21 protein-coding genes are annotated in these 18704 nt (G+C 63.5%); 17 read left to right on the plus strand and 4 right to left on the minus strand.

Translation table 11 applies throughout. The features are described 5' to 3' along the window. Positions 1-265 precede the first annotated feature (265 nt). The 3 genes from ACG33_RS14720 to ACG33_RS14730 all read left to right on the plus strand — a co-directional run bounded on the left by ACG33_RS14720 (position 266) and on the right by ACG33_RS14730 (position 2807). Positions 266-769, plus strand: a complete 504-nt coding sequence (locus ACG33_RS14720) for a DUF4124 domain-containing protein (protein WP_066922314.1) — start codon at positions 266-268, stop codon at positions 767-769. 48 nt (positions 770-817) lie between these two features. Then, positions 818-1906, plus strand: a complete 1089-nt coding sequence (locus tag ACG33_RS14725; RefSeq protein WP_066922316.1) for a sensor histidine kinase — start codon at positions 818-820, stop codon at positions 1904-1906. Between the two features lie 163 nt (positions 1907-2069). After that, positions 2070-2807: a LytR/AlgR family response regulator transcription factor gene (locus ACG33_RS14730; RefSeq protein WP_066922318.1), complete on the plus strand. Its 738-nt coding sequence runs from the start codon at positions 2070-2072 to the stop codon at positions 2805-2807. 28 nt (positions 2808-2835) lie between these two features. Here ACG33_RS14730 and ACG33_RS14735 read toward each other — a convergent pair whose 3' ends face one another. From ACG33_RS14735 to ACG33_RS14745, 3 genes are all read right to left on the minus strand, one after another. Beyond that, complete coding sequence (locus ACG33_RS14735; RefSeq protein ID WP_066922320.1) at positions 2836-3132, minus strand: YqjK family protein; 297 nt, start codon at positions 3130-3132, stop codon at positions 2836-2838. A gap of 120 nt (positions 3133-3252) precedes the next feature. Next, positions 3253-3654 carry a phage holin family protein gene (locus ACG33_RS14740; RefSeq protein ID WP_066922322.1) on the minus strand — a complete coding sequence of 134 codons (402 nt, stop codon included), beginning with the start codon at positions 3652-3654 and terminating at the stop codon, positions 3253-3255. Between the two features lie 6 nt (positions 3655-3660). Next, positions 3661-3966, minus strand: coding sequence for a DUF883 family protein (locus ACG33_RS14745; RefSeq protein WP_066922324.1), 306 nt, complete (start codon positions 3964-3966; stop codon positions 3661-3663). A 263-nt stretch (positions 3967-4229) separates the two neighbouring features. On the opposite strand from ACG33_RS14745, the gene hemC reads away from it, so the two are divergent. From hemC to ACG33_RS14770, 5 genes are read left to right on the plus strand one after another with little or no spacing between them, the layout of a single operon-like run. Further along, on the plus strand, positions 4230-5171 hold the full coding sequence (gene hemC / locus ACG33_RS14750; RefSeq protein ID WP_066923549.1) for a hydroxymethylbilane synthase: 942 nt from the start codon (positions 4230-4232) through the stop codon (positions 5169-5171). Continuing rightward, entirely contained in the window at positions 5168-5938 is a 771-nt protein-coding gene (locus tag ACG33_RS14755) for a uroporphyrinogen-III synthase (protein ID WP_066922326.1), read from the plus strand. Before hemC ends, ACG33_RS14755 begins: the two co-directional genes overlap by 4 nt. Positions 5939-5996: 58 nt before the next feature. Beyond that, entirely contained in the window at positions 5997-7052 is a 1056-nt protein-coding gene (locus ACG33_RS14760) for a uroporphyrinogen-III C-methyltransferase (RefSeq protein ID WP_157071818.1), read from the plus strand. A 10-nt stretch (positions 7053-7062) separates the two neighbouring features. Continuing rightward, positions 7063-8301 (plus strand): heme biosynthesis HemY N-terminal domain-containing protein, encoded by a 1239-nt coding sequence (locus tag ACG33_RS14765; RefSeq protein WP_168160114.1) that lies wholly within the window; start codon positions 7063-7065, stop codon positions 8299-8301. A 13-nt stretch (positions 8302-8314) separates the two neighbouring features. Next, positions 8315-9301, plus strand: coding sequence for an NAD-dependent epimerase/dehydratase family protein (locus ACG33_RS14770; protein ID WP_066922332.1), 987 nt, complete (start codon positions 8315-8317; stop codon positions 9299-9301). Between the two features lie 87 nt (positions 9302-9388). Here the strand turns inward: ACG33_RS14770 and ACG33_RS14775 are convergent, their stop codons facing one another. Beyond that, positions 9389-10012, minus strand: a complete 624-nt coding sequence (locus ACG33_RS14775) for a nucleotide-binding protein (protein WP_210399107.1) — start codon at positions 10010-10012, stop codon at positions 9389-9391. A gap of 260 nt (positions 10013-10272) precedes the next feature. On the opposite strand from ACG33_RS14775, the gene dapF reads away from it, so the two are divergent. The 9 genes from dapF (at position 10273) to ubiB (ending at position 18628) form a co-directional block, all read left to right on the plus strand. After that, the gene (gene dapF, locus ACG33_RS14780; protein WP_066923552.1) at positions 10273-11190 is read left to right on the plus strand and encodes a diaminopimelate epimerase; all 918 of its coding nucleotides are present in this window, start codon (positions 10273-10275) and stop codon (positions 11188-11190) included. Positions 11191-11268: 78 nt separating this feature from the next. Further along, positions 11269-12051: a DUF484 family protein gene (locus ACG33_RS14785; RefSeq protein WP_066922336.1), complete on the plus strand. Its 783-nt coding sequence runs from the start codon at positions 11269-11271 to the stop codon at positions 12049-12051. A gap of 9 nt (positions 12052-12060) precedes the next feature. Then, positions 12061-12963, plus strand: a complete 903-nt coding sequence (gene xerC / locus ACG33_RS14790) for a tyrosine recombinase XerC (RefSeq protein WP_066922338.1) — start codon at positions 12061-12063, stop codon at positions 12961-12963. Between the two features lie 46 nt (positions 12964-13009). Next, positions 13010-13543 (plus strand): ATP-dependent protease subunit HslV, encoded by a 534-nt coding sequence (gene hslV / locus ACG33_RS14795; RefSeq protein ID WP_066923555.1) that lies wholly within the window; start codon positions 13010-13012, stop codon positions 13541-13543. A gap of 35 nt (positions 13544-13578) precedes the next feature. Beyond that, positions 13579-14907 (plus strand): ATP-dependent protease ATPase subunit HslU, encoded by a 1329-nt coding sequence (hslU, locus tag ACG33_RS14800; protein WP_083537311.1) that lies wholly within the window; start codon positions 13579-13581, stop codon positions 14905-14907. Further along, positions 14907-15287: a gamma-butyrobetaine hydroxylase-like domain-containing protein gene (locus ACG33_RS14805; protein WP_066922342.1), complete on the plus strand. Its 381-nt coding sequence runs from the start codon at positions 14907-14909 to the stop codon at positions 15285-15287. Before hslU ends, ACG33_RS14805 begins: the two co-directional genes overlap by 1 nt. A gap of 332 nt (positions 15288-15619) precedes the next feature. After that, complete coding sequence (ubiE, locus tag ACG33_RS14810; RefSeq protein ID WP_066923558.1) at positions 15620-16393, plus strand: bifunctional demethylmenaquinone methyltransferase/2-methoxy-6-polyprenyl-1,4-benzoquinol methylase UbiE; 774 nt, start codon at positions 15620-15622, stop codon at positions 16391-16393. Position 16394: 1 nt separating this feature from the next. Continuing rightward, a complete protein-coding gene (locus ACG33_RS14815) occupies positions 16395-16991 on the plus strand; it encodes a ubiquinone biosynthesis accessory factor UbiJ (protein ID WP_066922344.1) in 597 nt (198 codons plus the stop codon). Next, on the plus strand, positions 16991-18628 hold the full coding sequence (ubiB, locus tag ACG33_RS14820) for a ubiquinone biosynthesis regulatory protein kinase UbiB (RefSeq protein WP_066922346.1): 1638 nt from the start codon (positions 16991-16993) through the stop codon (positions 18626-18628). Before ACG33_RS14815 ends, ubiB begins: the two co-directional genes overlap by 1 nt. Positions 18629-18704 lie beyond the last annotated feature (76 nt).

The following is an 18704-nucleotide window of genomic DNA, read 5'->3' on the forward strand; positions in this document are numbered from 1 at the left end:
TCCTGCAGCCCAGGTGGCGGCACCGAGCAGCGCTCCGCTCTATCCGGTTATCCGGATGCCCGCCGGATTCCCGACAACTTCGGCCAGAGGTTCCAGCCGAATGTTCCATCCGAAGATTCCACCCGGAGGTTTCGTCCAGCTTCATCCGAAAGCGTGATGCAGCCCTCATTCCCGGGGTGGACGAGGGCACCGCCGAACCCGTATTCAGAACCTTCCTGATACACTCCCGTGAACGGATTCGCAGGCGACCGCCGAGAGAAAACCCATGCCGCGAGCATCTTTACCGAGCATTGTCGCGCCCGCGATAACCCAGATCGTGGCCTGGACGACGGCTTTGACCCTGTCCTGCACCCTGCTGGCGGGCGCCGCAGCCGCCGACGTATACAAGTACCAGGATGAATTCGGCAATGTCCTGTACACCGACAAACCGCGCACCTTACCGGCGGAACGCCTCAATGTGCAGTCGAAAAAGACGGACATGGTGGCCGTGCAGGCACGACAGGACGCGGAAATGCAGCGTCTGCAGGAACAGGAACAGTCCCGGCACCAGGCTGCGGCAAACCGCGGCGAGGAGCAAGCTGCGGCGCAGCTCAGCGCCAAGGACAAGGCCGAGCGTTGCATCAAGGCTCGCGAACGCTACGAGACCTATATCAATTCCCAGAAACTGTACGAACAGCTGCCCGACGGCGAGCGGCGCTATTTGGACGACAGCGAATTGGCAGCGGCGCGTGCCGCGGCTAAGGCATCGATGGATCTGATGTGCCAATAGACAGTCCTGCGCAAGACCCCTCTTGCGCGGCGACAAGAGCGGCGCACCGTGGCTGAGAAGTCCTCGCGGGAACATCGCACCGGCAGCACCGCATCCACGCTATCCCTGCCCGATTTCTGTCATCCGCGGGCGGTGCTGGCGGTAGTGCTGATCGTCGAATTGGTGGCATTGATTTTCGCAATCGCGCGCCAGACCTTGCACAAGGATTTCTGGCTGGATCTCGCCAGCAGCTCGATGTTCCTGCTATGGATCGGACTGTGCTGTGCGGCGATGCTCTGCCGCGCGCGCGCATGGCTGCATACCCTGCCTGCGGCCCGTGCTGCGCTCGTGGCGATCATTCTGCTGGTCGCGACCATCGGGATCATTTCCGAAAGCGTATTCCAGGTCGGCCAGATCCTGGGTGCCGGCCTGCAGGAAAACCGCTCGCTGTTTCCCAATGACCATGCCGGCTTTCTGCTGCGCAACCTGGCAGTCGGCTTTATCGTGAGTTCGTTGGCATTGCGCTATTTCTACGTCAGCGCACAATGGAAACGCAGTATCGAGCAGGAAGCGCAGGCAAGAGTTCATGCGCTCCAGGCGCGCATACGGCCGCATTTCTTGTTCAACAGCATGAACACCATCGCGGCACTGACACGCACCAATCCCGAGCGCGCCGAACAGGCGGTGGAAGACCTGGCCGACCTGTTTCGTGCCAGCCTCGGACAGCCCGGTCTGCGGATTGCCTTGAGCGACGAACTGGATATCGCGCGCACGCATCAGCGCATCGAACAGCTGCGTCTCGGCGACCGGCTGAAAGTGCATTGGGATATCGACGAACTGCCGCTGCGCGCGCGAATCCCGAGCCTGATTTTGCAACCCTTGCTGGAAAATGCCGTCTATCACGGCATCGAGATGCTGCCCCGGGGCGGTACCGTGTCCATCGTCGGACGGCGTGAAGGCAACCGCATCCGAATCGATGTACGCAATCCGGTTGCCTCATCGGCCGGCTATGCCGAACGCGACGGCAACCGCATGGCGCTGGAAAATATCGCTCAGCGTCTGGAACTTGCCTGGCCTGGCCAGGCACGCCTGGAAACACACCGGAGCGATAAGGAGTTCTGTGCCTCGCTGGTATTCCCATGCGAGGAGGGCACCTGATCTTTCCGGCTCGCCATGATCTACCCGGCCGGGTCGATCGGCAGCGCGCTGCCGACATTCACGCGTTGCGGCCTGCGGCAAATCCAGGCCACGTGCAGACTTGCGCCACGCGCCTGGCCGCGGCGGTGTGGCCTTGCGGGCAAATCGGCGGCACACTTGCCCCATGAGAGTATTGATCGTCGACGACGAACCTCCCGCGCGCGAGCGGCTGCGCCGCCTGTTGGATGAAATCGAAGACTACGAGATCGTCGGCGAAGCCGGCGACGGCCAGGAAGCGCTCGATCGCTGCGGCGAGTTGCAACCCGATGTGGTACTCCTGGACGTGCGCATGCCGGGACTGTCCGGAATCCAGGTCGCACGCCACATCGATACACTCGAAGATCCGCCGGCCGTCATTTTCACGACGGCGTATGACCAGTACGCGGTCGACGCCTTCGAAACCGAAGCGGTCGGCTACCTGCTCAAACCGGTACGCAAGGAGAAGCTGGCCCACGCGCTGCGTCACGCCTCGCGCGTATCTCCCAGCCGGCTGGTCAAAGTGGCACAAGCCGCACGCATCGAACACCGGCGCGAACAAATCTGCGCCCGCCATGGCGAGCAGCTGCGCCTGATCCCGGTCGACGATATCCGCTACTTTCTCGCGGATCAGAAATACGTCACGGTGAAGCACCAGCACGGCGAATGTCTGATCGACGAATCGCTCAAGGCGCTCGCGGAGGAATTCTCTCCCGACTTCGTACGCATCCATCGTAATGCACTGATCGCCGAGAAATACATCTCGGCAGTGGAACGCACGGACTCAGGTCAGTATACCGTGCGTGTACGAGACTGCGGCGACGTGCTGGAAGTGAGCCGGCGCCACTCGGCTGCATTGCTGCGCAGAATCCGCGGCGAAAACTAAAACCCGAAGCTCATCCAAACCCCGGGACTCAGTTCTCCTTGCGGCGCCCGAGCCGCAGAAAGCGGCTCGCCGTCGTATAGAACATGGCGCCGCGTCCGCCCAGGCGCCACAGGCGCCGTGGTCCGATCAAGGCGATGACGGCAAGTCCTCCCGCGATCAGCAACGGACTTCGTGCCAGCGCGCGTATCTTGTCGATGGCACGGTCGACGCCGGCAAGCTGCCGTTCGAGCTGCCTGCTCATAGCCGACATCTGTCTGCGCTGCGCATCACTGCGGGCGAGCAGCTCCTGGTGCTGCGCCATGAGTTGATCGAAACGTTCACTCACCGGCTGACCTCGACACCCGATTGCCTGCGGCATGGGTGGAACCGCCGTTCCGGGCGGCCCCTGCGGGCTGACTCTCCGCCCCGGGGAGCCGGCCGAACGGCGCACGCTGCGAATGCAAACTCATGATCGCCCCCGTAATTGATCACGATCCTTGGCCAATTCGGCCAGGGTATCGCCGAGCAGGGGTGGCTTGCGGCGCAGCTTGTTCATCAGCCTCCATGCCGCGCCCGTGGCGATCACCACGAACAGCGCAAGCATCCCCAAGGTGGCGGTCATGCGGTGGGTGTCCCAGAACGCAAAAATGACCGCCAGCGCACCCAGGAACAGCCCCAGCATTGCCGCGAATGTACAAATGAAAGCCCACAGCAGGATCGCGCCGACCTGACGTACTTCCTCCTGCAGTTCGGTCGTCAACAGCTGCAGGCGCGTATGTACGATCTCGATCGCGGTACCGGCGAACTGGCGAACTGAATGCAGCAGGCTGGCGACCGGCCGGCCTTGCCGCTGCCGACCGTCTTTCATGCCGGCTCAGCGCCGGCCCAGAAGCAGGCCGAGCAGCAGACCGGCACCGGCGGCGATGCCGACCGACTGCCAAGGATTGTCGCGCACATAGTCTTCCGCGGAATCGGAAATCTCGCGCGCCCGCCGCAGAGCCTCCTGCTCGACATCGCTCAGACGCGCCCGGGCGTGCCGCAAAGATTCCTCCGCCTGCGCGCGTATCTCCTGGATCTTTTCGCCGGTCTGCGCCGAGGTGGCCTTGAGCAGCGCCTCCGCATCCTGCATCACCGCCTTCAAGTCGGCCACCAGCTGGTCAGTCGTCACTTCGGTATTCATGGTATGTCCTTGCGGTTCATTTACCGGGATGTTAGCCCCGGCCGCAGGACTGGGCAACGCGTCCGTCCGGAAGACCTATGGAGCTTCGCGCGGCCGGGCTGGGCAGGTGCCGGCATGCCGCCTTGGCCAGAGAGTCGCTACGATGGCGCGGGCTCCGTAGAATGGGTACAGCCCTGACGGGTTGCAGGGGATGCAGATGTTCCTGCCGAAGTTTTTCGCCGGGCCGAATGTCGGCCGATGGGTTCGAGAACCGAGTGACCAGAATGAGCAGCTCCCCTCCCGCGCTTCGCATTGCAACACGCCGCAGCCGTCTCGCCTTGTGGCAGGCGGAGCATGTCGCCGCACGGCTGCGCGCCGCACATACGGATCTGGAAGTGACGCTGGTGCCCATGACCACCCAGGGTGACCGGATCCTGGATCGTTCGCTGGCCACGATCGGCGGCAAGGGGCTGTTCATCAAGGAACTGGAAGTGGCGATCGCAGCAGGACGGGCCGATATCGCCGTCCATTCCATGAAGGACGTACCGGGCGACATGCCGCCCGGCATGGTGCTGGCCGCAATGTTGAATCGCGAGGATCCGAGCGACGCTTTCATATCCATGCGGCATGGGCGGTTCGAGGACTTGCCCCCCAATGCAACAGTCGGCACGTCCAGCCTGCGCCGCCAGTGCCAGCTCAAGGCGCTGCGCCCGGACCTGCAGCTCGCAACCTTGCGCGGCAATGTGGAAACCCGGCTGCAACGGCTGCAGGAGGGCGCGTACGACGCCATCATTCTGGCCACGGCCGGCCTGAAGCGTCTGAGACTCGAGAACCGGATCACGCATCGTTTCGACCTGGAACGCTGCGTGCCCGCCGTAGGTCAGGGCGTCATCGGCATCGAATGCCGCGAGGATGATGCGCATACCCAAGCGCTGACGGCGGCGCTGAACGATACCGCGGCCTGGCAGTGCTGCCAGGCCGAGCGAGCCTTCGCACAACGGCTGGGGGGCAGCTGCCAATCGCCGATCGGAGGCTTCGCGCAGGTCGAAAACGGACGACTGATTCTGTGCGGGGTGATCGGTTCGCCGGACGGGCTGGAGATCTATCGCGGCGCAGCCTCGGGAGCGCCGCAGGACGCCCGGGCGATCGGCATGGAACTGGCGGAGCGTCTGCTGGCGGACGGCGCGGGCCCGTTGCTCGAGCGCCTGCGTTCGGATCCGGCATGATCCCGAAAGTCCTGCCGCCCTTGACGGCGCTGAGCGTGCTGGTCACACGTCCCGAACCCCAATGCCTGGGGTTGTGCGAGCAGATCGAGCGCTACGGCGGCACCGCTGTACCCTTTCCGGCGCTGCGCATCGAAGCGCTGCAAGCCGCACCGGCCGCCGATCACGACTTGATCGTGTTCTTGAGCGTGAACGCCGTTGTGCACGGCGCGCATCTCGTGAAAAAAGCACCGGGAACGCGCATCGCCGCCATCGGCAAGGCCACCGCGGCGTCGCTGGCACAAGTGCGGATGCCGGTGGATATCGTCCCCGAGACCGGTTTCACCAGCGAAGATCTGCTCGCACATCCGCAGCTGGCGGCGCCGGCCGGTACTCGCGTCCTGATCGTCCAAGGCATCGGTGGACGAGGCGTCCTGCACGAGCGTTTCCGCGCCCAGGGCATGATGGTCGAATCACTGGAAGTCTACCGGCGCGTGCTGCCTGAAATCGACGAGCACGAGCGGACACGTATCGAAGCGCACTGGCAGAACGACGGCATCGACGTCGTGACGCTCACCAGCGTCGAAATCTTGCACAACCTGCTGCAAATACTGACGCCGCGAGGGCAGGAACTATTGCGCAGGACCGCGCTGCTGACCGTAAGCCGGCGCATCGCCCAAGCGGCGGCACATGCCGGATTGCACGGTCCCGTGCTGCACGCCGGTAGCGCCGACGACGCGACGATGATCGGCACGCTGGCTCAATGGCGCACGCGTGCGCGCATCGGCTGAAACCGTCTTGGGCAGCTCGACGCACGGCAGCCGGCGGCAGTGCTACCATGACCGCACCATGACCGACGAGGCTCCGCACACTCACCCCATCCAGGCGCCACCCGCCGAACCGCCCAAGACCCAGCCTGCCTCTCACGGCTGGATGGCAACGGCATTGGCCGTTCTGGCGCTGATCGCGACGGCCTATACACTGTTCAGGCTGGACGCCACACATGACCGACTGGATGGCCTGCGCGATGCGCTGCACGCTTCCCAGCAGGATCGCGATGCGCTGCGCACACAGTTCGAGGCGCTGGCCGAGCAGGAACGGCAGGCACGCGAAGACATCTCCCGCCGGCTCGATGCACTGGATGATACGCCGCGCCAATTGCAGGATCTCGCCGCCGCCATCGAAACACTGCGCGGACGCTCCGAAGGACCCGAGCGCGCCTGGTCGCGTGCCGAGGCAATGTTTCTGTTGGAGCTGGCGCAACGCCGTCTGACACTGGAGCGCGACATCGATACGGCGATCGCTGCACTGGAAGCCGCGGATTCCCGGCTCGCCGCGCTGCGCGATCAATCTTTCGCCCCCGTGCGACAACAGATCGCCCGCGAGCTGCAGTCGTTGCGCGCCGTGAACTGGCCGGATACGACCGGGCTGCTGGCACGGCTGACCAGCGCCGAGGAATACGCGGGAACCCTGTCTCCGCGAGACATGCTTGCGCATGATGCTCAAGCACACACGCATGCACAGGCACGAGGCGGTTTGTCGCGTGCCTGGTCGATCGCGCGCGAGTCCCTGGCGAAGCTGATCGTGGTGCGCCATGTGGAGGATCGGGACGCTACCGTCATGACTGCTCAGCAACGCACCTTGCGGCGTCAGCATCTGCAGCTGCTGCTGTTTTCCGCCCGCACGGCCATCGCTCGTCACGATGAGGCGGGCTACCGCAATGCGCTTGTACAGGCACGCCGGTGGCTGGAGGATTTTTTTGATTCGAACGATCTTTCAGTGCGTACGCTGCTCGAGGAAATCCAAGCTCTGGAGCCGGTGGACATCGATCCGCCTCTACCGGACATCTCCGCGTCGTCACGAACGTTGCGCCGTCTGACGCCGGATCTGCGCGGCCAGCAATAAGATGCTCGCGATGAAAAACGCCTTGATCCTTGCGACGGCACTGATCGGCGGCGCTCTGCTGGCCAATCTGCTGCTGACCGATCCCGGCTATGTCGCCCTGCGTCTGGGCGGACGTCTGATCGAAATGTCCGCGGTGACGTTTGCATTACTCCTGATCGCCCTCTATTTCCTGGTACGGCTGGGCGTTCAGATCTGGAATGCGCGGCGCATATGGCAACAGTCCCAAACAGAGCGGCGCCGTGAGCGTGCCCGGCGCAGTCTTGCCCAAGGGTTGCTGGAAATGACCGCCGGTGATTGGGAAACCGCTGAAACCACCTTGACACGCCATGTCCGCGATGCAGAGCAGCCGCTCGCCCACTACCTCGCCGCCGCGCGTGCGGCAGAGTTGCAGGGCATGGCCGGCCGCCGCGACGAATGGCTGACACGCGCACTGGAGACATCGTCCGAGGCACGCGTACCGGCGCTGGTCATGCAGGCCGAACTACAACTCAAGCACAAGCAGGTATCTGCGGCGCTGGCGACCCTGGAGCAGCTCGAAGCCGGCGGAGAGTCCAATGCACGCACGTTGATGCTGCTGGCGCGCATCTATCACCAGACCGGTGCATGGCAACAGTTGCAGGCGCTGGAGCCGCGTCTGCGCAGCATGCGCGGCATCACCGAGGACATGGTGGACCAGACTCTGGCCCAGGTCCACCTGGACCGCCTGAAGGCAGCAGGCGCAAGCGCTGACAAAGCTCAATTACAAGCGGTCTGGAAGGCCGTTCCTAAGTCGATGGCGCAACGCGCCGATGTGGCGATCGCCTATGCGCGCGCCGCCGTGGCCTGCAGCGACCCGGATGCCGCCGAAGCCTACCTCGCCGAATGCATCGCCCGCCAGTGGGATGAAGCGGCGGTGCTGGCCTACGGCGAGGTGGAAGGCAGCGATCCGCTCAAACCGCTGGAGAAGGCTGAATCCTGGCTGGCATCGCGCCCACAAGATGCGGCGTTGCTGCTGTCCTGCGCCCGCCTGGCGATACGCGCCGAGTTGTATGGCAAAGCACGCAGTTACCTGGAGACCAGCATCGGCATTCGGCCGCGTCCGGAAGCCTATCAACTGCTGGCCGGACTCATGGAACAACTGGGCGAGCGGGAGCGTTCGCTGCAGGCATTGAACGACGGACTGGCGCTCGCCGTCGGGCGCCGTGCCAACCTCAAGGTTCGCGCGCGGCGATGGACCGCTGGCGGCCGGAGCGATCCCCGATTGCGCTAGCGTGACTGTTTTCATGAATGACACGCAAGCACGCCCGCGGATCCTGGTTGCAGGGTGCGGATATGTCGGCCGGCGGCTGCTGTCGAAGCTCGAAGCAGACCACGAAGTCATCGCCCTGGTACGCTCGGCGGCCAGTGCGGCTGCGCTCGCCGCTCGAGGCACACATGTGCTGGGCATGGACCTGGATCTTGCACACAGCGGTAGAGCGGGTGGTTTCACGCTCCACCAGGAAATCGGTCAAGAACCCGATGACCGCTTCGATTTCCTGATCGATCACCCGATCGATCAGGATCCTGAGTGGGACGATGGGCGGCAAGCTCCGGTGGCGATTCTTTACCTGATACCACCGCAGCGGCAGGGCGAAAGCGACCTGCGCCTGGATCGTTTCCTGCAGCGGCTCGGCACGCCGCCGCAGTGCTTCATCTATATAAGCAGTACCGGCGTCTACGGCGATACCGGCGGCGGATTGGTGGATGAGAGCACCCCGGTGCAACCTCGCAGCGAGCGGGCGCGCCGGCGCATCAGCGCGGAAGAAATGATCCGCGTCTGGTGCCATGAACGCCATGTAAGACGGGTTGTGCTGCGCGCCGGCGGCATCTACGGGCCCGGCCGTCTGCCGCTGGAGGCACTGCGGCGCGGCGAGCCGGTGGTGCAGGAACAGGACAGCGGAATCAGCAACCACATCCATGTCGATGACCTGGCGGAAGCCTGTCTGGCCGCACTGTCCAACCACGAAGCCTGCGGCATCTACAATATCAGCGACGGTCAGCCGCTGAGTTCCGGCGACTTCTATCTGAAAGTCGCCAGAGCGTCCGGACTCCCCGACCCGCCCCGGGTATCCATGGATGAGGCGCAATTGACGTTCACGCCGCAACGTTTGTCGTTTCTTGCCGAATCCCGCCGGGTGGACAACCGGCGCATGCTGACTCATCTGGGCGTAAAGCTGAAATATACGGACCCGGACGCTGGAATACGCGCCAGCCTGCAGGAAACGATCTGACAGGAAATGATCTGAACTCGGGAAACAGGCGCCGCCGAACGCTCGCCGGATCCGACGCGATCTTGGCCGAGCGCCCGGTGCGCAGATTCAGTCGGGCTGACTGCGCTTGCTCTTCAGCCATTTGACGAGCGGTTCCCACTGCTGCCAATCCGGCCAGGCCAGGTACTCCGGAAGCTCGAAGATGCACATGCCGCGCTGGAATGCCCGCAGATAGTTGGTCGACTGCCGCAGCGCTCCCAGGTAGGGCACCCGCAGCTTCTCCAGATATTTATCCAATTCGTCGAATATCAGCGTGTGCTCGCGCACACGATTGGCAACCACCGCGATGCGCGCCTGTTCGCGCTGCACTTTGCCGAGTTCCAGCAATTCCGCCAGGAAGTGTGCGCTGGCCTTCATGTCGATGGGCGAAGGCAGGACCGGCACCAGGATCGTCTCGGCGCGGCGCACGAGTTCGTTCATTTCCGATCCATGGGTGCGCGCCGGAGCATCGATCACCAGAATTTCGGTATCCCGGGGAACGCTGCGCAGCCCCTCGTCGCAGGCGGCCACCGCGGCAATGGCCGGCAGATCATCCGGCCGCAGATCCAGCCAGTCCAGGCTGCTGCGCTGCGGATCATAATCGGCCAGGGCGACCCTGTGGCCCTGGACGGCGAAGTAGCCCGCGATATTCGTGGCGATCGTACTCTTGCCGCAGCCGCCCTTCGAATTCATTACCATCACATGGCGCATGTAATTCCTCGCTTCGCGTGGATCCAGCCCCTTGCTCGCCGGCCCGCCGGGCGTTGCCTTTACCGCTGGCCGCAAAATCGCCGTTTACTGCACGACGGTAACTTAGAATGCCCGCGCAAAAAAGTCATCCATTGTGCAAGCCCCGGCGGATGCACGCACAGTCCGCTCGATCCGCACGTGCCGCGGCGGCTCGCACGATCCAAGTAGACAGAATACAGAGGGGATGACGTATGCTTCTGCACATGCGGCTGTCGTTCACCAAGATGCAGAGCCTGGGCAACGATTTCATCGTTTTCGAGGTGCCTGACGATATCTCCGTACCCACAGCCGGCACTCTGCACCGCTTGGCCGATCGGCGCACCGGCATCGGCTTCGACCAGGCCCTGGTCCTGCTGCCCCCGCCCGGCACCCAGGCCAGTACCCGGACTGACTCCCCGGCCGGCTCGCGGGCGAACATCCAGACGGACAGGGGCACCGGCGGGCATTCGCCCGATTCCGCCCGGGATATCGACATCTTCTATCGCATCTTCAACGCCGACGGCTCCGAGGTCGAACAATGCGGCAACGGTGCGCGCTGCGTCGCCAGCCTGGTGGCCCGTCGGCTCAAGCGTCGCGAAGTGCGCCTGGGCAGCCCGGGCGGATACATCACCGGTCAGCTGCACGATGATGGACTGGTTTCAGTCGATATGGGCGTGCCCCGCTTCGATCCCGCGGCATTGCCCTTCGAAGCGACGCGCGAGGCCGACGTCTATCCCCTGAGGATCGGCGAGAAGGAAATTCAAATCGGCGCGGTGTCCATGGGCAATCCTCATGCCGTGATACAGGTGCCTGCCGTTGCCGAGGCGCCCGTGGACACCCTGGGGCCCGCCGTGGAAAATCACGTGCGGTTTCCCCGGCGAACCAATGTAGGGTTCATGGAGATCGTGGCGCCCGACCACATTCGTCTGCGGGTCCATGAACGCGGCGTCGGCGAAACGCGGGCCTGCGGTACCGGCGCCTGCGGCGCGGTGGCGATCGGCCGGCGACGCGGACTGCTCCAGGAGCTGGTACGGGTGGATGCACCGGGTGGTCGTATGAGCGTGCACTGGGCCGGACCGGGCCAGTCCTTATGGCTCACCGGTCCGGCCGTCACCGTGTTCGAAGGAACCGTGGAAATCTGACGGCCGGGAATTCCAGGCCGGGGCGCAAAAACCTGCCAGATACGCAATGAAAGTTCGACGAGGATGAGCTGAGGCCCTATGAGCAAACAACCTGTTCGCGGCGTGGGAATGGAATCTCGGATCGACACGGCCGAATCTCAGGCCGGATCCGTCGTGAGCGCATCAGCGAGCGTCCGGCACAAAGCCCCTGAACCGAGCGAGGCAGAGGTCGCGGATTTCCTGCAGCGCCATCCCGATTTTTTCGAGCGCCATGGTGCATTGTTGACGAAAATGGTGCTGTCGCATGCCCGCGGCAGCACCACCATATCCCTGATCGAACGCCAGGTGCTCGCGCTGCGAGAAAAGAACGAGGCGCTGGAGACGAAGCTGCGCGAACTGATCGATATCGCCCGCGGTAACGATGTCTTGGCAACCAGGATCCACCGGCTCGCCTGCCGGCTGCTACGCACAGGCACCGCCGCCGAGTTGATGGACGCCCTGGAAGTTTCGTTACGCGAGGATTTCGGCGCCTCCGAATGGCTGCTGCTGCTTGCCGCCGATACTCGTCCGGATTTCACCGGCATCCATGACCGGCATTTGCGCCTGGTGGCGTCCGGTGCGCCGGAATTGAAAATGTTCGAAACCTTGTTCGCATCCGCACGCCCGCGCTGCGGCCAGATCCGCGACAGCCAGCGCGATTTCCTGTTCGGCGCCGGCACCATCGAGATCGGTTCGGCGGCACTGGTGCCCCTGGGTCCCCAGCCCTCCTCCGGACTGTTGGCGATCGGCAGCCCCGATGCAGAGCGCTTTCATCCGGCCATGAGCACGGAATTCCTGGCGCGAATCGGCGACCTGGTGAGCGAGGCGGTCTGCTCGGTATAGAACGCTCGCATGTCCCCTTCGGCCTTGGCCTGGCTGCCCCGCTACCTGTCGCACCTGGCTCTGGAACGCCAGCTCTCGCGCCATACCGACGCCGGCTACAGGCGCGATCTGCAACGCTTCATCGCCTGGTGCGATCAGGCCGATGTCCAGGAATGGCGGGTCGTGGACAGCCAGCACATCCGCACCTTCGCTGCGGCCGAGTTTCGGCTCGGATTCGGTGCGCGCACGCTGCAACGCAGATTGAGCGCCTTGCGCGGTTTTTTCGCTTTCCTGCTCCGGGAAGGGCAGCTACAGGCCAACCCGGCCACCGGCATCCAGGCACCCAAGGCAGGCAAACACCTACCCGAGACATTGGACGCGGACCAGATGGCGCGCCTGCTGGCATTTCGCACCGACGCCGAGTTGGAGGCGCGCGACAAGGCCATCATGGAATTATTCTATTCCTCCGGCCTGCGCCTGTCCGAACTGGCAGGTCTGGATCTGAACGATCTGGATCTGCCCGATCACACTGTCAGGGTGCTGGGCAAGGGCAGGAAGACCCGTATCGTGCCGGTCGGCCGTCATGCAATCCAAGCCCTGTCGAACTGGCTGCGGGAACGCACTGCCCTGACCCGTCAGGATGAGCAGGCGCTGTTCGTCAGCCGCCTGGGCTCGCGTATGCATGTACGTACGATTCAGCAACGGATCACGGTCTGGGCGAAACGGCAGGGACTAGGCATGCACGTTCACCCGCATATGTTTCGCCACTCCTTCGCCAGCCATCTGCTGGAATCCAGCCATGACCTGCGCGGTGTGCAGGAATTGCTGGGTCATTCCAGCATTTCCACGACTCAGATCTATACTCACCTTGATTTCCAGCATCTCGCCAGAACCTACGATGAAACCCATCCACGCGCACGGCGCAAGCCGTGAATCCGCAGCCGATCTGCACCGCCGCCTCGATCCTTGATTCATGCCGATGACTGAACTACGCGGAACCACCATTCTTTCGGTACGCCGCCAGGGCGTGGTGGCCATCGGCGGCGATGGCCAGGTGTCGCTGGGCAACACGGTGATGAAGGGCAATGCCCGCAAGGTGCGGCGCCTGCACGACGGTAATGTGCTGGCCGGATTCGCCGGCGGCACGGCCGATGCCTTCACTTTATTCGAGCGGTTCGAAGGCAAGCTCCAGCAATACGGCAATCTCACCCGTGCGGCGATCGAACTCGCCAAGGACTGGCGCAGCGACCGCAGCCTCAGGCGCCTGGAGGCGCTGCTGTGCGTCGCCGACGCCAGAAGTTCGTTCATCATCTCCGGTACCGGTGATGTCATCGAACCCGAAGACGAGATCATGGCGATCGGTTCCGGAGGCTCCTACGCTCAGGCCGCCGCCCGCGCCCTGGTGCAAAACACCGAACTCGGCGCATGCGCGATCGTGGAAAAATCACTGCATATTGCCGCAGATATCTGTATCTATACGAATCGAAATCTGACCATCGAAGAACTCGGATGAAGCCGAGTTCGAACGACCTCCTTTTGCTCATGTCCATGACACCCAGAGAAATCGCCCAGGAACTCGACAAGCACATCGTCGGACAAGGCGCCGCGAAGCGAGCCGTCGCGATCGCGCTGCGCAACCGCTGGCGGCGCATGCAGGTCGCCGCCGCGCTGCGCGCCGAGATCACGCCCAAGAACATCCTGATGATCGGTCCCACCGGCGTGGGCAAGACGGAAATCGCCCGCCGGCTGGCGCGCCTGGCACGAGCGCCCTTCATCAAGGTCGAGGCCACCAAGTTCACCGAGGTCGGCTATGTCGGCCGCGAGGTCGACTCGATCATCAAGGATCTCGTAGACGTCGCGATCAAGATGACGCGCGAAGCGGAAATGGAGAAAGTGCGCCATCGTGCCATGGACGCCGCCGAGGAACGCCTGCTCGATGAACTCCTGCCGCGGCCTAAATCCATGGGATTCGACACCGAACCCGAGGCCGCGCCGCGCGATCACGACACCCGGCAGAAGTTCCGCAAGATGCTGCGCGAAGGCCAGCTGGATGAGCGCGAGATCGAGATCGAGGTGCGCGCGTTGCCCGTCGGGGTGGAAATCATGGCGCCCGCGGGCATGGAGGATCTCACCCAACAGCTGCAAAGCATGTTCTCGAATCTGGGGAATACGCGCACGCGCACGCGCAAGGTAAAGGTCCGCGAAGCCTTCAAGCTGCTCATCGATGAAGAAGCCGCCAAAATGATCAACGAGGACGAACTGAAGCTGCTTGCACTGGGAAACGCGGAGCAGAACGGCATCGTGTTCATCGACGAAATCGACAAGATCGCCCGCCGCCAGGAAGCGCATGGTGCGGATGTATCGCGCGAAGGCGTGCAGCGCGACCTGCTGCCGCTGGTGGAGGGCAGCACGGTCAGCACCAAGTACGGCGTCGTCAAGACCGACCACATTCTGTTCATCGCCTCCGGCGCGTTTCATACCGCCAAGCCCTCGGATCTGATTCCGGAGTTGCAGGGACGATTTCCGATTCGCGTCGAGTTGGACGCATTGAAGGTCAATGAATTCATCCGTATCCTGACCGAGCCGGATGCCTCTTTGTGCAAGCAATATCAGGCGCTGCTGGACACCGAGGGCGTCGAGCTGGAATTCGTGGACAGCGGCGTACGGCGGATCGCGGAAGTCGCCTTCCAGGTCAATGAGCGCACCGAGAACATCGGCGCACGCCGGTTGCACACGGTGCTGGAACGGCTGCTGGAAACCCTGTCGTTCGAGGCAGCCGACCGCGCGGGACTGAAGGTCACGATCGATGCCGGCTATGTCGACGAACACCTCGGCGAACTGGTCAAAGACGAAGACCTGACACGCTACATCCTGTAATGCAGAACACCCACCGACCGACCCGCCTGAAACTGCGCACTCGTTCGCGCCTGCTCGAAATCGAATTCGACGACGGCGCATGCTTCGAACTTCCTTTCGAGTATTTGCGGGTCTATTCACCCTCCGCGGAAGTGCGCGGCCACGGCCCCGGCCAGGAAACCCTGCAGATCGGCAAACATGAGGTGGGCATCACCCAGATGGAGCCGGTCGGCAGCTATGCCGTTCGCCTGGTGTTCGATGACGGACATGACAGCGGCCTGTATACTTGGTCCTATCTGCATGAGCTGGGACGGGACCGGGAGCAAAAATGGGCGCGCTACCTGGCGCGCCTGGCTGAATTGGGCATCCCCTATCCCACCCCGGCACCACGCGGCAGATAACGCGCCGGGCCGGGAAACCGGGAAACGCCTGCTCCACCCCCGGCCATAGGGTGGCCGCTGAGGGATCAAGTACGGCCTCTGATGAATTGGCCGGCTGTTCATCGAATCAAGCCGGCCAATTTCAACCGGCGGAATCCACACCGGTAGCCTCCATGAGCGAATCCGATCCCGAACCGGCTTTCGACAGGACACCCGGCAAGACCACGCCGTGGCGCCAACGTAGATTCATGCGAGAAGCGCTCAATCAGGCGCTGATCCAGCACCCGGCGTCGTTCGAGATGCGCGCTCATGAACAGGCTCGGCTAGAATGCCGCCCTCACTCCGGGACGACGATGAACGCGCCGCACGCTCCAGCCTCCGACGATAAGACCACGACCGACTTCGGCTATCAGCAGGTACCGTTCGCCGAGAAAGCGGCACGCGTGCGCGCGGTATTCGAGTCGGTAGCCGGCAACTACAACTTGATGAACGACCTGATGTCGGGCGGTACGCATCGGCTGTGGAAGCGCTTCGCGCTGTCGCAGACGGGACTGCGGCCAGGCGGTCGGGCGCTGGATGTGGCCGGGGGCACCGGCGACCTGGCAGCGGGCATGGCCCGGCAGGTCGGCGCCGACGGCCTGGTGGTGCTGAGCGATATCAATGCGGCCATGCTGCAGGAAGGCCGCAATGCGCTGACCGATCGCGGCCTTGTCGCCAATGTCCGCTACGCACTCGCGGACGCGGAGCAGTTGCCCTTTGCCGATTCCAGCTACGATTGCGTCACCATCGGTTTCGGCCTGCGCAATATCACCGACAAGGCCGCCGCACTGCGCTCCATGACACGCGTACTCAGACCCGGCGGACAACTGCTGGTACTGGAATTCTCTCACCCGGTACTGCCCGGTCTGAAGCCGATTTACGATGCCTACTCCTTTTCGGTCCTGCCCTGGCTGGGCAAGGTGGTGGCGAAGGACGAGGAGAGCTATCGCTATCTGGCGGAATCCATCCGCCGCTTCCCGGACCAGGACACCTTGTTGAGCATGATGCGCGAGGCCGGCCTCGAACAATGCCGCTACCACAATCTCAGCGGCGGTATCGTCGCTTTGCACCGCGGCTATCGTTTGTGACATGCGCCTTGCACTGCTGGAATCGCTGCTCAATCGTCATATCGCCGCCTCGTCCGAGGCACGCAGCCTGTGCCGACGCCTGGGCACAAAAACCCTCGCACTGCACATACAAGGCCTGCCGCTGAGCCTGTATTTTCTCGTCGACGGCCAGCGCCTGCAGCTGACGACCGATCACGGGGGATCGACGGACGCCAGCCTATCGGGCAGTCCGCTGTCTTTCCTGCGCCTCATGGGCCAGGCGCCGGAAGGCGCCGTACGCACAGGCTCGATCCAGATCAACGGCGATGCTGAAGTGGCACAAACCTTCAGCGAATTGCTCCGGCAGGCGCGTCCCGATCTGGAAGAAGAGCTTGCTCGTTACATCGGCGATGTGGCGGCCCATCAAATCGGCAATGCCGCACGTTCCACGCTGGACTTCGTGCAACGCAGCGGCCGGACCTTGGCGCAAAACGTCACTGAATTCCTGCAGGAGGAAGGCCGCGACGCTCCCAACCGGACGGAAGCCGACGAACTGATGACCGGTGTCGACAGGCTGCGCGACGATGTCGATCGGCTGGCGGCACGACTGGATCAGCTGGAACGGCAGCGGCTGCGCTGATGCGTCTTCGTGTTCTGTCCCGTCTGTTGCAGATCCAGCGCGTGCTCGTGCAGCATCGGCTGAGCGAGATCATCCTTGCGGCCCATCTGTTCCGACCGCTGCGTTTCGCCTTTCTGCTCTCGCCCACGGCCTGGTTTCGCCGTGGTCATCGCGGCGGCCGCGGGGAGCGGCTGAGACTCGCGCTCGAGGCGCTCGGACCGATTTTCATGAAATTCGGCCAGACACTGTCGACCCGCCGTGACCTGCTGCCGCCGGATATCGCCGATGAGCTGGAGAAATTGCAGGATCGCGTGCCGCCCTTCAGCGGCACGGACGCGCGTCACATCGTAGAAACCGCCTATGGGCGCACATTGGACCAGGTTTTCGCGCAGTTCGAGGCAACACCGCTCGCCGCCGCGACGATCGCCCAGGTGCATTGCGCGCGACTGCATACCGGACAGGATGTCGTCGTAAAGATCGTACGGCCCGGGATCCGCACCCTCATCGAACGAGACATCGAGGTGCTGTATGCGCTGGCCCGGCTCGCCAGCCGTTATTGGCCGGACGCGCATCGGTTGCGTCCGGTGGAACTGGTCCAGGAGTATGAGAAAACCATCCTGGATGAATTGGACCTGATGCGCGAGGCAGCCAACGCAGCGCAGTTGCGGCGCAATTTCTCGGACTCGAACCTGCTGTACGTTCCGGAAGTCCACTGGGATTACTGCCGCAAGAACGTCATGGTGCTGGAGCGCGTGCACGGCGTACTCGTGAACGATCTGGATGAGTTGCACAAACGCGGCGCCGACATCCAGCGATTGGCCGAAAACGGCGTGGAAATATTTTTCACCCAGGCGTTTCGGCACAATTTTTTTCATGCCGACATGCACCCCGGAAATATCTTCGTATTGCTGGATGATCCCCAGCAACCGCGCTATGCGGCGGTCGACTTCGGCATTGTCGGCACCCTGCACCCGCGCGACCAGTATTACCTGACCGAAAACTTCCTGGCGTTCTTCGAGCGCGACTACCGGCGCATCGCTCAGCTCCACATCGATTCCGGCTGGGTACCGGCGCAGGTGCGCGTCGATGAACTCGAATCGGCGATCCGTACCGTCCTGGAGCCCATCGCCAACAAGCCGCTCAAGGAGATTTCCTTCGGCCAGGTATTGCTGAGCCTGTTCGCAGCGGCACAGCGCTTCGACGCCCGGCTTCAGCCCCAGCTCATGCTTATCCAAAAAACGCTGTTGCAGATCGAGGGGGTCGGCCGGCAGCTGTATCCCGATCTGGACCTGTGGAAAACGGCGCAGCCGCTGCTGCGCCAATGGATGAAAGAGCGTTGGAGCCTGCGCGGTATGGCCCGCAGCGCACGCGCCGAGCTACCCGACCTGCTGCAAGCCCTAAAACAATTGCCGCCGCTGGCGGAGCGCATGATCCATCGTGCTGCGGACGGCCGGCTGCGCCAGCCGGTGGACACACGGGACATCGAGCTGTTGCGTCAGGAAATTCGTCTAGCCGCACGCCGTCGGGACATCACCTTGGCCGCTACGACCGGAGCACTCGCCGGCATCGTGTGGCTGGCACTGGCCGGTCAACCGGTCTGGCCCGGCTATCTCATGCTGCTGGCCAGCGCCGTCGGTTTCTTTTCGCTGCGCCGCTGACGCTCCGCCCCCTTGTGTCAGGGGCTGCCCCCCGGCAAAGCGTCACCGATTTCGTGCGCAGTACCTGATATCTTCC

Origin of the sequence: Steroidobacter denitrificans (assembly GCF_001579945.1) — a bacterium.
GTDB classification, from domain to species: domain Bacteria; phylum Pseudomonadota; class Gammaproteobacteria; order Steroidobacterales; family Steroidobacteraceae; genus Steroidobacter; species Steroidobacter denitrificans.

Coding starts and splice junctions, on each gene's coding strand:
- ACG33_RS14760 (WP_157071818.1), top strand. CDS start 5,997: ATGACCGACGAGGCTCCGCACACTCACCCCATCCAGGCGCCACCCGCC.
- ACG33_RS14775 (WP_210399107.1), bottom strand. CDS start 10,012: ATGAATTCGAAGGGCGGCTGCGGCAAGAGTACGATCGCCACGAATATC.
- ACG33_RS14770 (WP_066922332.1), top strand. CDS start 8,315: ATGAATGACACGCAAGCACGCCCGCGGATCCTGGTTGCAGGGTGCGGA.
- ubiE (WP_066923558.1), top strand. CDS start 15,620: ATGAACGCGCCGCACGCTCCAGCCTCCGACGATAAGACCACGACCGAC.
- ACG33_RS14730 (WP_066922318.1), top strand. CDS start 2,070: ATGAGAGTATTGATCGTCGACGACGAACCTCCCGCGCGCGAGCGGCTG.
- ACG33_RS14765 (WP_168160114.1), top strand. CDS start 7,063: ATGAAAAACGCCTTGATCCTTGCGACGGCACTGATCGGCGGCGCTCTG.
- hslU (WP_083537311.1), top strand. CDS start 13,579: ATGACACCCAGAGAAATCGCCCAGGAACTCGACAAGCACATCGTCGGA.
- dapF (WP_066923552.1), top strand. CDS start 10,273: ATGCGGCTGTCGTTCACCAAGATGCAGAGCCTGGGCAACGATTTCATC.
- ACG33_RS14745 (WP_066922324.1), bottom strand. CDS start 3,966: ATGAATACCGAAGTGACGACTGACCAGCTGGTGGCCGACTTGAAGGCG.
- ACG33_RS14720 (WP_066922314.1), top strand. CDS start 266: ATGCCGCGAGCATCTTTACCGAGCATTGTCGCGCCCGCGATAACCCAG.
- ACG33_RS14755 (WP_066922326.1), top strand. CDS start 5,168: ATGATCCCGAAAGTCCTGCCGCCCTTGACGGCGCTGAGCGTGCTGGTC.
- hslV (WP_066923555.1), top strand. CDS start 13,010: ATGACTGAACTACGCGGAACCACCATTCTTTCGGTACGCCGCCAGGGC.
- ubiB (WP_066922346.1), top strand. CDS start 16,991: ATGCGTCTTCGTGTTCTGTCCCGTCTGTTGCAGATCCAGCGCGTGCTC.
- ACG33_RS14740 (WP_066922322.1), bottom strand. CDS start 3,654: ATGAAAGACGGTCGGCAGCGGCAAGGCCGGCCGGTCGCCAGCCTGCTG.
- ACG33_RS14785 (WP_066922336.1), top strand. CDS start 11,269: ATGAGCAAACAACCTGTTCGCGGCGTGGGAATGGAATCTCGGATCGAC.
- ACG33_RS14815 (WP_066922344.1), top strand. CDS start 16,395: ATGCGCCTTGCACTGCTGGAATCGCTGCTCAATCGTCATATCGCCGCC.
- hemC (WP_066923549.1), top strand. CDS start 4,230: ATGAGCAGCTCCCCTCCCGCGCTTCGCATTGCAACACGCCGCAGCCGT.
- xerC (WP_066922338.1), top strand. CDS start 12,061: ATGTCCCCTTCGGCCTTGGCCTGGCTGCCCCGCTACCTGTCGCACCTG.
- ACG33_RS14805 (WP_066922342.1), top strand. CDS start 14,907: ATGCAGAACACCCACCGACCGACCCGCCTGAAACTGCGCACTCGTTCG.